Raw genomic sequence first — 10,592 nt, 5'->3', positions numbered from 1 at the left:
CGAGGAGCCTGGCGAGCCACTCGGCGTCGCGCCGGTCGTTCTTGCGCCCGCGGTCGGCGGCCGGCCGGTGCATCTTGGAGACGGCGCCTACGGCGCAGTCGACGCCGAGCGCCCTCAGGGCGCGGCAGAGGTGGAAGCCGGTCGGGCCGCTCTCGTACACCGCCTTGGGCGACTCGAACCCCAGTGCCCACTCGGCGACCGACGCGGGGTCGTATCCGAACCTTGCGCGGGACACCTCGCCGGTCATGGGGTCGAAGGCGCATGCGGAGATGCTCCTCGCGTGGACGTCGAGACCGATGGCTGTGACATAATTGGACATGGCGGGCCCCTCTCCGTCGCATGTGGCGCGCGGCCACGGTTGGCGCTACGACCATTGTCGCCCGACCCACGATAGAGCTGCAAGGGGAGGGGCTCCCAATGTTCAACTCATATCGTCTCGTTGCAAGGAGTATTCATGGCACTTTCGATCGGCATCGTGGGCCTGCCCAACGTGGGCAAGTCGACGCTCTTCACCGCCCTCACCAAGAAGGGCGGCCTTGCCGCTAACTATCCGTTCGCCACCATCGATCCCAACGTCGGCATCGTCGACGTGCCGGATGCGCGCCTGCAGCAGCTGGCGGACATCGTCCATCCCGGCCGCATCGTCCCCGCGACTGTCGAGTTCGTCGACATCGCAGGCTTGGTCAAGGGCGCTGCCGCCGAGGGCGCGGGCCTGGGCAACCAGTTCCTGGCCAACATCCGCGAGTGCGATGCCATCTGCGAGGTCGTTCGCTACTTCAAGGACCCGGACGTCATGCGCGAGGTCAACCATACCGGCGACTTCGTCGACCCGGCGAGCGACGCCGAGACCATCATGACCGAGCTTATCCTGGCGGACATCCAGACCCTCGAGAAACAGCTGCCCAAGCTGGAGAAGGAGGCCAAGCGCGACAAGACCCTCGTCCCTAAGCTCGAGATCGCCAAGCGCCTGGTCGACTGGCTCAACGAGGGCAACCGCGCCGCCGCGCTGGGCATGACGGATGAGGAGCGCGCTGCCGCCAAGGGCCTGTTCCTCCTCACCATGAAGCCCATGCTCTACGTCGCCAACGTGGACGAGGACGAGCTGACCTCTGAGTTCGAGCCCATCGACGGCGTCACGCCCATTCCCATCTGCGCCAAGGTCGAGGCCGAGCTTTCCGAACTGGAGCCCGAGGAGGCCGCCGAGTACCTGGCCGACCTTGGCCTTGAGCACTCCGGCCTTGAGACGCTGGCCCAGGCCGCCTACAGGCTGCTTGGCCTGCAGAGCTTCTTTACCGCCGGCGAGATGGAGGTCAAGGCTTGGACCGTTCGCCAGGGCGCGACCGCCCCGCAGGCAGCCGGCGTGATCCACACCGATTTCGAGCGCGGCTTCATCAAGGCCGAGACCATCGCGTTCGATGATTACGTCGAGCTGGGCGGCGAGCAGGGCGCCAAGGCCGCCGGCCGCCTGCGCATGGAGGGTAAGGACTACGTCATGCATGATGGCGACGTGGTGCACTTCCGTTTCAACGTGTAGGTATCATCGCCACGTCGATCGATGGCCGCACTACCGCGCAGCCCGATGATGGCGCCGCGCGAGCACGCCTGAAGGAGAGAGGACTCACCTAGATGTTTAAATATGGAAAGAAGGCCGGCATCATGTCGATCGTGCTGATCGTCCTTGCCGTGGTGCCTTTGATTACGGCGGCGCTTTTCGTGCCGCAAATGCCCGAGCAGGTTGCGATGAGAATCGCCCAGTCCGGAGAGGTCATGCGTTGGGGCAGCCGCTACGAGATGTTCGTGGTTCCCGTCTTTGCTGTTCTGCTGGGCCTTGCTACCTATATGAGCGCCGGCAAGCAGGCTCGTGCCCATGAGATCGATTCGCCTGCGATGGCGGTTGTTACCGCCGAGCGCTTCCTGCGCAACGGCATCGTCACCGGCGTCGTGCTCAACCTGGCCAACGCCTACATGTTCTACGCGGCGCTCACCGGTCACGGCCTGTTCTAGCGCAAGCGCACCGTCGGAAGCGCGTCGTCCGCAATGCACGCGTTCGGTAGCGCATCCAAAGGGCATCCATTAGCGCGTCTCATCGCGCGCTCGACAACACAATAGGTTCGCTAACGGCGTCCGGGTTGACCGGGCGCCGTTTTTTTACTGCTTACCGTCCGCGGGGCTCTGGACGCAGATGCTTGGGCGTGGCTGCTGGGGCATAGTCGCCGGGGCGCAACCATCCCACGCAGGCACGTTTCGGCACCCGGCTAAAGGCTCGGTGCCAAAGCGTGCCTTTACCGCGCTCCATGTGTACGCGCGGGCATCCAGCGCAGAGCTTGGTGCCCGCGCGTGCATTACGCGCTCCTTGTACGCACCTTGCGGCCCCTAGTTTCCAGACGGGTGCCAGAGCGTGCAAACGCGCCGCCAGTCCCACCTGCAAAAAGTACGTCTGGGCACCCGGTTAAAACCTGGGTGCCCAGACGCACTTCCCAAACCGCGTGTGTATACAAAACGGCACCCAGCCCAAAGCTGGGTGCCCAAACGTAACTAAGTGCTATGTCATCTTGTACGCCGCGGCACCAAAACCAAGGCTCGGGGTCTAAACGTACAAACCACGAGCATGCGTCCCGGCGCCCTAACGTCCCAGCACCAAACGCCACACCGCTCCGCCGCCTGCTAGTGCGGCCTAAGCAGCTCCCAAACCTCAACATCAAGGCAAGCGGCAAGGCTTACAAGCGTTTCCAGCTTGGGGTTGCCATCGCCGTTCTCAATATGATCCAGCTCTGGGCGACTAATGCCAGCGGTCAGGCAGAACTGGAGCTTGCTCAGTCCGGTTCCTTCCCGCCCGCGGCGGACGTTCTCGCCCAGAATATGTTGGATGCTCGTTTTCATGCCCTGAGTGTGCGGGTATTGCCGGAAAACACTGTAAACTGCAGTTTACAATCCTATGTTTTGCATAATTTCGACGTAAGGCACCTTAGTCATTTTGGGGCGGCAAACGGTTACACACGGCGGGAGGCGACCGTGCGCATCATCGATATGAACCAGGCTCTTCGGGGCAGCCGGCTTGTTGCCGTGGGCTTATCTGCCGGGTTCTGCGTGGGCGCGCAAGGCGAGTCCGGCTTGTTTTACGAGGACGAGCGGGACCTGCTCAACCACATGGCGGCGCAGGGCCGGCGCGTAGTAGCGCTTTTGGACGATACGCCGCCGCTGCGAGCCCAAGCAACAGCAGAGCCCGCGCAGGTGGATTACGCGTGGGTATCTCCGGAATCCCTGTATGTTCCCAGTTTTCCCGTCGCTCGCGGCGAGGCCCTGGCCGCGCTGTGCCATCGACGCTCTCTGCGTATGGGCGATGTCGCCTATATAGCAACCAGCCCCCTGGACCGCGAGGTCGCTATGGGGGCTGGAAGGGTGCTTGCGCTGGCGGAAGCGGGGGACGAGGTCCGGCGCATGGCGGATGTTGTCCTGCCCGCACGATCGGCGGGCGGTTTGGTGTTAGCGCTTCTGCGCGCTCGGGCCTTTAGTCCAAAACAACGCGATCGAAATTGACCGGTCGGTAGAACAGATCGCGAACGGTCTGGGGATCGCGCGATTGTCCCAGGGCCCACATGGTCTTCGCTACCAGCGCCTCGGTGGTCATGTCGTCGCCCTTCAAGATGCCGGGATGCTCGGCATAGGCGCGGCCAACCTCGTACACGCCCAAGTCAAGGCCCTCTTCGGGCACCTGCGTGGTCATCACGATGGTGCGGCCGGAATCAACCCAGTCAAAAATCGCCTGCTGATAGGTAAGTCCGGCGTCGGCGCCGTACTCGGGAATGCCTCCCATGCCAAAGGTCTCCAAGATAATCGCGTCGTAATCCTGGGCGAGGAGCTCAAAGACGCGCGGGGTCATGCCTGGCGTGAGCTTGAGCACGCATACGCGATCGTCGATCTTGTTGTACGTAAGCGGCGCGCGCGCATCCACCGTGCCCGATGTGCGGCGCGCGACCTCGGCGATGGCCTGCGCGGCAACTGCGGCGCCGCTGCGGATGATGCGGTCGGTGCGAATGTATGCCAGCGACGGGTAGTTGACGCTGATGAAGGCGTTGGAGCTCATGGTGCGCTGCTTGCGCCCACGCGTGCCGGCGATCGCCTTGCCGCCAAAGACAATCGAGACGTCGCGCGAGTTGTCATCGATGGCGTATAGCAGGCTTTGGTATAAGTTGAGCTTGGCGTCCGTAAAGGGGTGCCCCATGGGTTGTTGCGAGCCGGTGAGGACGATGGGTTTGTCGCTGTTCTGGATCAGATAAGAAAGCGCCGCTGCGGTGTAGGACATGGTGTCCGTGCCGTGCAGCACTACAAAGCCGTCGTGGGTATCGTAGCCGTCCATAATGACGTCGCGGATACGCATCCAATCCTGCGGGCGCATGTTGGTGCTGTCGATATTCATGGGCTGGACGATATCCAGCTGGCACATCCCCGCGATCTGCGGTACCGCCTGCGCTAGCTGCTCGCCCGTAAGGGCGGGGGAGAGGCCGTTGCCGTCCTCTGCGGAAGCGATGGTGCCGCCGGTGGCGATGAGTAGGATGTTCTTCATTGCGTAAAGCCGTTTCTCGTCCAAAAACGCAAAGCCCGTTACGGTAAAGACGTGTCAGGGCGTGGTAAAGGCGATGCGTGAAGTGGATAGTTCCAATCCATCATAGGCGGATATGGGGTGCAGGAGAAGAAAAGCACGGCATTCCATGTCTTTTAAAAAGCGCTATTAACCGGTAGCTGTCTGTGGTAGCTGTCTGGGCGCCGCGATGGAGCGGTTTGGTGCAAATATGCATTCTCGCAGGTGGTAGGTTACATTTCGCGTCATCTACATAGCGAGCGTGTATGATATGACGGTCGTTTTTTGTAGTACCCACATGTTCGCATGCGCGCTTCCGTTGCGCCGGGCTGCATCCTGCGCCAAACCGCAGGAGGAACGCTGGCGTTTCCGGGGCTCGCGCCGGCGGGCATATTAGGGAGGAGACCCATGTCTCAGAACCAGGCAAACGAGAAGGTGCTGGTGCTCGACTTTGGCGCCCAGTACGCTCAGCTCATCGCCCGCCGCGTGCGCGACCTGCACGTGTATTCCGAGATCGTTCCGTGCGATATTTCCGCAGACGAGATTCGCGCCATGGAGCCGTCCGCGCTGATCTTGTCCGGCGGCCCCGCGTCCGTTTATGCCGATGACGCTCCCAGCGTCGACCCCGCTATCTTCGACCTTGGCCTGCCTATTTTGGGCTTCTGCTATGGTCACCAGATCACCGCCGTCACCCTGGGTGGCGAGGTGGGCCACTCCGAGGTGGGCGAGTACGGGCCTGCGACCATCGAGCGCGATCGCGAGAGCGCCCTGTTCAACGCCACCCCGCTCGAGCAAACCGTGTGGATGAGCCACCGCGACGCCGTCTCCGCCGTGCCCGAGGGCTTTGTGGTCACCGCCAGCACGTCGGTGTGCCCCGTGGCCGCCATGGAGAACGCGGAGCGCCGCATCTTCACCACGCAGTTCCACCCTGAGGTCAAGCACACCGAGTACGGCCAGCAGCTGCTCAAGAACTTCCTGTTCAATATCTGCGGCCTTGAGGGCACTTGGACCATGGACAACCTGGTCGAGACCATGACCGCGGACTTCCGTGCTCAGGTGGGCGAGGACCGCGTTATCCTGGCGCTTTCCGGCGGCGTCGACTCCTCCGTGGTCGCCGCTCTTGGCGCCCGCGCCATCGGTCGCCAGATGACCTGCGTGTTCATCAACCACGGCCTGCTGCGCAAGAACGAGCCCGAGCAGGTGGAGGAGGTCTTCACCAAGCAGTTCGACGTCGACTTCATCCACGTTCACGCGGAAGAGCGCTACGCCAAGCTGCTGGATGGCGTGACCGATCCCGAGCAGAAGCGCCGCATCATCGGCACGCAGTTCTGGAACGAGTTCTTCGCCGTCGCCAAGGATCTGGAGACCGACGGCCGTCCGGTGAAGTACCTGGCCCAGGGCACCATCTATCCCGACATCATCGAGAGCGGCGCGCGCAAGACCGGCGGCAAGACGGCCACCATCAAGAGCCACCACAACCTCATCCCGTTCCCCGAGGGCGTGCACTTCGACCTCATCGAGCCGCTCGACCACTTCTTCAAGGACGAAGTTCGCGAGCTGGGCCTGGCACTGGGCCTGCCCGAGCACATCGTGTACCGCCAGCCGTTCCCGGGCCCGGGTCTTGCGATCCGCATCATCGGCGCGGTGAGCCCCGAGAAGCTCGAGATTCTGAAGAACGCCGACGCCATCGTGCGCGAGGAGCTGGACGAGTACAACGCGCGCCTGTTTGAACAGACCGGCGAGCGCAATTCCGAGCACTCCTGCTGGCAGTACTTCTGCGTGCTGCCCGACATCAAGTCCGTGGGCGTGATGGGTGACGAGCGCACCTACGCGCGCCCCGTGATCCTGCGCGCCGTTGAGTCCAGCGACGCCATGACCGCCGACTGGGCGCGCCTGCCCTACGAGGTGCTCGCGCGCATCTCCGGCCGCATCGTGGCGGAGGTCCCCGGCATCAACCGCGTGGCGTACGACATCACTTCAAAGCCCCCCGCGACCATCGAGTGGGAATGACGCTCGAAACGGCGAAAACCCGCATGAATACAGGCTTTTTTGCCCGTCCATACTGCTCTTGATACTGGATTGATACTATTTGTGTCCGCCCGGTATTCTCAAGAGAAAAATCCCAAAAGGACAAGCAAAACCGCCCTGCTGAACGACAAATTCAGCAGGGCGGTTTTTTTGCTTGTCTTATTTATTTTTCCGCCAAGGGATATAATATTCGCTTTCCAGGCCATCGTCGCAGGTATGGGGCCAGTTGAGTTTCCATTCAAAATACTCTTCCCTGGTGATCTCCCCGGCGTGTAACTCCTGCTGACGAAAAAGCCATTCCCGCATGAACTCGTCCACAAGGCCATACTGGAAGTACATACCCACGGGAGGGTGTGCGGGCCAGTCATCGCTATCATTGTACCGTACAGCGGTATCATCAGCGGCCCCTGCTCTGCCCGGATTGCGGACAAGTTGGAACAGGCGGATAGCGCCAGGGCTGTCCTCGTCCAGCCAGAAGAATGTCCGCATGAAGTCCTCGGCAGAGCCGGGGGCGATGGTGTAGAAGTTCTGGCGGTCTACCCGCAGCGCCTCGGCCATCTTGTCCAGCAGTTCCCGTTTCGGAACACGGTAATTCGTCTCATACTGGGCGATCCGGTTGTCCGCTCCCTTTTCCTCAAAGCCGATAGCAAGCCCCAATTCCTTTTGTGTCATGCCTCGAAAGGTGCGGATTTTCTTTATCTTGTCTCCGACTGTCATAATATCCCACCGCCTTTGCCAATAGTATAGCGCAAAAAAGCGAAAGATGCAAGATAATCTTTAACAAAAATGCGAAATAAATTCTTGACATTAACACTTATGTTAATGTATAATGAAGATGGTGACATTAACATATTTGCGAAACTAAAATAAGGAGGTGCTGACCATGGAAAAGGAGCTGTTTGTGAGAGCAGAGGAGGTCGCCAGGGAGCTGGGCATTTCCAAGCCCTACGCCTACAAGCTGGTGCGGGAGATGAACGAGGAGCTGAAGAAAAAAGGCTTTCTCACCATTCCCGGACGGGTAAGCAGGCGCTACTTCGAGGAAAAATTCTATGGGCTGCGGGACAGACAATAAGGAGGGAACCACAATGCCGGCATACAAAGACAAGGCAAAGGGCACATGGTATGCGTCCTTTTACTACGAGGACTGGACGGGCAAGAAAGTAAAGAAAATGAAACGGGGCTTTCCCACCAAGCGGGAGGCTCTGGAGTGGGAGCGGACATTCCTGCAACAACAGACCGCCGACCTGGAAATGACCTTTGAAAACTTCGTGGCTGTCTATGTGGCGGACATGAAAGGCCGTATCAAGGAAAACACCTGGGGGACGAAAGAGCATATCCTCTACAAGAAGTTGGTGCCGTACTTCGGCAAGCGGAAGATGTGCGACATTCACTCCAAGGAGGTCATCGCCTGGCAGAATGAAATGCTGGGTTACCGGGACAAGAACGGCAAGCCCTACTCTCCGGTGTACTTAAAAACGCTGCACAATCAGTTGAGCGCCGTGTTCAACCATGCGGTACGGCACTACAATCTAAAGGTCAATCCCGCTGCCCAGGCGGGCAATATGGGAAAGCCAAAGGGACGGGAAATGCTGTTCTGGACAAAGGCGGAGTATCTGAAATTCGCCGAGGCCATGATGGACAAGCCCCTTTCCTATTACGCCTTTGAAATGCTCTACTGGTGCGGCGTCCGGGAGGGGGAGCTGCTGGCCCTCACTCCTGGCGACTTCGACTTTGAGAAACAGACCGTCACCATCTCCAAGTCCTACCAGCGGATTAAGGGCAAGGATGTGATTACCGACCCCAAGACCCCTAAGAGCAACCGGGTCATTCAAATGCCCGCTTTCCTCTGTGAAGAAATGCGAGACTATATCAAGAGCCTGTATGGGGTGAAGCCCACCGACCGCATTTTCACGGTGACAAAATCCTACCTCCACCGGGAGATGGACAGGGGTGCGAAAGAGGCCGGGGTAAAGCGGATCAGAATACACGACCTGAGGCACTCCCACATTTCGCTGCTCATTGACATGGGCTTTACGGCCCTGGCAATCGCTGACCGGGTGGGACATGAAAGCATTGATATTACCTACCGCTACGCCCACCTGTTCCCCACCCGGCAGGCGGAGATGGCGGACAAACTGGACATGGAGCGAAAGGGGGCCTAAATCATGTCAGTGAAAAATCTTGACCGACACAACCGCTGGAGAAACAAAACTGTGGCTTTCCGGGTGTCCCCGGATGAGGACAGGGAAATTGAAACCGCTGTGCGGCTCTCCGGCCTTACCAAACAGGACTACATCACCCGACGGCTGCTGTGCCGGGATGTGGTGGTACAGGGCAACCCCAGGGTGTATAAGGCCCTGCGGAACGAGCTGGCCGCCGTTCTGGAAGAACTGGAGCGTATCGAGGCCGGGAATGGCGTGGATGGGGAGTTGCTGGACACCATCCGGCTGATCGCCGCCATCATGGACGGCATGAGGGAGGATTGATAGATGGATAGATTGCAAGAGAAAACGACTGCCCCATATCCGCCTGTTGGCGCAGACGGGGGACAGTCGCTCTCACAAAAACCTAACCAAAGTATAGCAGAGGGCGTGACAGAACACAAGCCCCCGGAAAGAGATTTGGAGGAAATCCTGCGGCAGATAAGCCGGGTCAATGACCCGGCCTATCTGCCTACCGTGTCTATGAATGACCTCTACGAACAGGTGTACCCCGGCAGACCTCCTGTGGTAGACGGTCTGCTCTATGCGGGGACATATCTCTTTGTGGGCGCTCCCAAGGTGGGCAAGTCCTTTCTCATGGTCCAGCTTGCCTTCATGTGAGTATGGGCCTTTCCCTGTGGGGGTATGAGGTGCGCCAGGGGACAGTCCTCTATCTGGCCCTGGAGGACAACCACCGTCGCTTACAGGAGCGGTTGTACCGGATGTTTGGAGTAGAGAGTACCGGAAACCTGTTCTTTGCCATCGGAGCTAAGCAGCTCGGCGGTGGCCTGGAGGAGCAGCTAAAGGGCTTTGTCCGGGAACACACGGACACCCGGCTTATTATCATCGACACCCTGCAAAAAATCCGGGAGGCCGGGGCAGAGAAGTACAGCTATGCCAACGACTATGAGGTAATCACCAAACTGAAACGGTTTGCCGATATAAGCGGGGTTTGCCTCCTGGTTGTACATCACACCCGCAAGCAGCAGGCCGATGATAAGTTTGATATGATCTCCGGCACCAACGGCTTATTGGGTGCGGCAGACGGGGCCTTTCTGCTCCAAAAGGAGCGGCGGGCAGACAACGCCGCCACCCTGGACATTTCTGGGCGGGATCAGCAAGACCAGCGCCTCTACCTCAAGCGGGACGAGGAACGGCTTGTGTGGGAGCTGGAGCGGCGGGAAACGGAGCTGCGGCAGGAGCCGCCTGACCCGGTGTTGGAGGCTGTTGCCGCCCTGGTAACGGCGGAACGGCCAGAGTGGAGAGGGACGGCCACGGAACTTGTCGCCGCCCTGGGGCTGGATATGAAACCCAATGCCCTGGCTATGCGGCTGAATGTCCGGGCGTGGCGGCTGTCCTATGAGTACCACATCCACTATGAAAGCGCCCGAACCCATGCCGGGCGGAGTATCAAGCTCACGTTGGAGGAACCCCAGGCGTGACGACCGTGACAGCTGTGACAGCTTTTCGGAGTGCGGAGGCGGTGTGTAAAACATCGTCACGGTCGTCACGGCTGTCACGGGGAGCGGGGGCGAAAGTCAAGGGGGGCATACCTGCGGGTGGAGATTGCCGCAAGTCAATACAACCCGTACCCCTTGACTTTCGGCCCACGGAAAACACTTGCCGGGCGGTGGAAAGGCCCCTGGCCTTTCCACCCTGCCCAACGGCGAGTGACAAAGTTTAGGCGGGGTGCAGGGTGCCCTTTTCAAAGGGCGGCCCTGCTGGGGGAGGCAACCGCAGTTGCCGGGGGCAAAGCCCCCACACCACCCCGTAGGGCGCAAATG

Annotated in this window: 13 protein-coding genes; 9 read left to right on the top strand and 4 right to left on the bottom strand. The window is 60.2% G+C overall.

Annotated elements, in window-relative coordinates; genetic code table 11:
• On the bottom strand, positions 1-319 hold a 319-nt coding region (locus HMPREF9452_RS12030; protein WP_009140863.1), incomplete at its 3' end, for an IS110 family transposase.
• Between the two features lie 135 nt (positions 320-454).
• Between HMPREF9452_RS12030 and ychF the strand changes: the two genes are divergently transcribed.
• Entirely contained in the window at positions 455-1,534 is a 1,080-nt protein-coding gene (gene ychF / locus HMPREF9452_RS09330; protein WP_009141888.1) for a redox-regulated ATPase YchF, read from the top strand.
• A gap of 92 nt (positions 1,535-1,626) precedes the next feature.
• Positions 1,627-2,004 (top strand): DUF1648 domain-containing protein, encoded by a 378-nt coding sequence (locus HMPREF9452_RS09325; protein ID WP_009141887.1) that lies wholly within the window; start codon positions 1,627-1,629, stop codon positions 2,002-2,004.
• Positions 2,005-2,664: 660 nt separating this feature from the next.
• On the opposite strand, the gene HMPREF9452_RS11635 is transcribed toward HMPREF9452_RS09325, so the two are convergent.
• On the bottom strand, positions 2,665-2,880 hold the full coding sequence (locus tag HMPREF9452_RS11635) for a helix-turn-helix domain-containing protein (protein ID WP_040362930.1): 216 nt from the start codon (positions 2,878-2,880) through the stop codon (positions 2,665-2,667).
• A gap of 132 nt (positions 2,881-3,012) precedes the next feature.
• On the opposite strand from HMPREF9452_RS11635, the gene HMPREF9452_RS09310 reads away from it, so the two are divergent.
• Entirely contained in the window at positions 3,013-3,537 is a 525-nt protein-coding gene (locus tag HMPREF9452_RS09310; RefSeq protein ID WP_040362928.1) for a hypothetical protein, read from the top strand.
• Here the strand turns inward: HMPREF9452_RS09310 and HMPREF9452_RS09305 are convergent.
• On the bottom strand, positions 3,509-4,564 hold the full coding sequence (locus HMPREF9452_RS09305; protein ID WP_009141885.1) for an asparaginase: 1,056 nt from the start codon (positions 4,562-4,564) through the stop codon (positions 3,509-3,511). The genes HMPREF9452_RS09310 and HMPREF9452_RS09305 overlap by 29 nt on opposite strands.
• 423 nt (positions 4,565-4,987) lie before the next feature.
• Between HMPREF9452_RS09305 and guaA the strand changes: the two genes are divergently transcribed.
• Positions 4,988-6,589: a glutamine-hydrolyzing GMP synthase gene (gene guaA, locus HMPREF9452_RS09300; protein ID WP_009141884.1), complete on the top strand. Its 1,602-nt coding sequence runs from the start codon at positions 4,988-4,990 to the stop codon at positions 6,587-6,589.
• A 177-nt stretch (positions 6,590-6,766) separates the two neighbouring features.
• On the opposite strand, the gene HMPREF9452_RS09295 is transcribed toward guaA, so the two are convergent.
• Positions 6,767-7,324, bottom strand: a complete 558-nt coding sequence (locus HMPREF9452_RS09295) for a helix-turn-helix domain-containing protein (protein ID WP_004010378.1) — start codon at positions 7,322-7,324, stop codon at positions 6,767-6,769.
• Between the two features lie 166 nt (positions 7,325-7,490).
• On the opposite strand from HMPREF9452_RS09295, the gene HMPREF9452_RS09290 reads away from it, so the two are divergent.
• From HMPREF9452_RS09290 to HMPREF9452_RS09275, 5 genes are all read left to right on the top strand, one after another.
• Positions 7,491-7,679: a helix-turn-helix domain-containing protein gene (locus HMPREF9452_RS09290; protein WP_004010379.1), complete on the top strand. Its 189-nt coding sequence runs from the start codon at positions 7,491-7,493 to the stop codon at positions 7,677-7,679.
• 13 nt (positions 7,680-7,692) lie between these two features.
• Positions 7,693-8,769, top strand: coding sequence for a site-specific integrase (locus HMPREF9452_RS09285; RefSeq protein WP_004010380.1), 1,077 nt, complete (start codon positions 7,693-7,695; stop codon positions 8,767-8,769).
• A gap of 3 nt (positions 8,770-8,772) precedes the next feature.
• Complete coding sequence (locus tag HMPREF9452_RS09280; protein ID WP_004010381.1) at positions 8,773-9,093, top strand: plasmid mobilization protein; 321 nt, start codon at positions 8,773-8,775, stop codon at positions 9,091-9,093.
• Between the two features lie 105 nt (positions 9,094-9,198).
• Positions 9,199-9,429 (top strand): helicase RepA family protein, encoded by a 231-nt coding sequence (locus tag HMPREF9452_RS12215; RefSeq protein ID WP_232205054.1) that lies wholly within the window; start codon positions 9,199-9,201, stop codon positions 9,427-9,429.
• Positions 9,430-9,431: 2 nt separating this feature from the next.
• On the top strand, positions 9,432-10,250 hold the full coding sequence (locus HMPREF9452_RS09275; RefSeq protein ID WP_232205056.1) for an AAA family ATPase: 819 nt from the start codon (positions 9,432-9,434) through the stop codon (positions 10,248-10,250).
• The last annotated feature ends 342 nt before the right edge of the window (positions 10,251-10,592 follow it).

The organism is Collinsella tanakaei YIT 12063 (assembly GCF_000225705.1).
In the GTDB taxonomy this organism is placed as follows: domain Bacteria; phylum Actinomycetota; class Coriobacteriia; order Coriobacteriales; family Coriobacteriaceae; genus Collinsella; species Collinsella tanakaei.
Note: the sequence above shows the minus strand (reverse complement) of the source record. Positions and strands in the feature narration are given on the sequence as shown.

Bases quoted from the DNA above. Each gene is read 5' to 3' on its own strand.
- HMPREF9452_RS09285 (WP_004010380.1), top strand. From the start codon at position 7,693: ATGCCGGCATACAAAGACAAGGCAAAGGGCACATGGTATGCGTCCTTT.
- HMPREF9452_RS11635 (WP_040362930.1), bottom strand. From the start codon at position 2,880: ATGAAAACGAGCATCCAACATATTCTGGGCGAGAACGTCCGCCGCGGG.
- HMPREF9452_RS09295 (WP_004010378.1), bottom strand. From the start codon at position 7,324: ATGACAGTCGGAGACAAGATAAAGAAAATCCGCACCTTTCGAGGCATG.
- HMPREF9452_RS09280 (WP_004010381.1), top strand. From the start codon at position 8,773: ATGTCAGTGAAAAATCTTGACCGACACAACCGCTGGAGAAACAAAACT.
- guaA (WP_009141884.1), top strand. From the start codon at position 4,988: ATGTCTCAGAACCAGGCAAACGAGAAGGTGCTGGTGCTCGACTTTGGC.
- ychF (WP_009141888.1), top strand. From the start codon at position 455: ATGGCACTTTCGATCGGCATCGTGGGCCTGCCCAACGTGGGCAAGTCG.
- HMPREF9452_RS09305 (WP_009141885.1), bottom strand. From the start codon at position 4,564: ATGAAGAACATCCTACTCATCGCCACCGGCGGCACCATCGCTTCCGCA.
- HMPREF9452_RS09325 (WP_009141887.1), top strand. From the start codon at position 1,627: ATGTTTAAATATGGAAAGAAGGCCGGCATCATGTCGATCGTGCTGATC.
- HMPREF9452_RS09275 (WP_232205056.1), top strand. From the start codon at position 9,432: ATGGGCCTTTCCCTGTGGGGGTATGAGGTGCGCCAGGGGACAGTCCTC.
- HMPREF9452_RS09290 (WP_004010379.1), top strand. From the start codon at position 7,491: ATGGAAAAGGAGCTGTTTGTGAGAGCAGAGGAGGTCGCCAGGGAGCTG.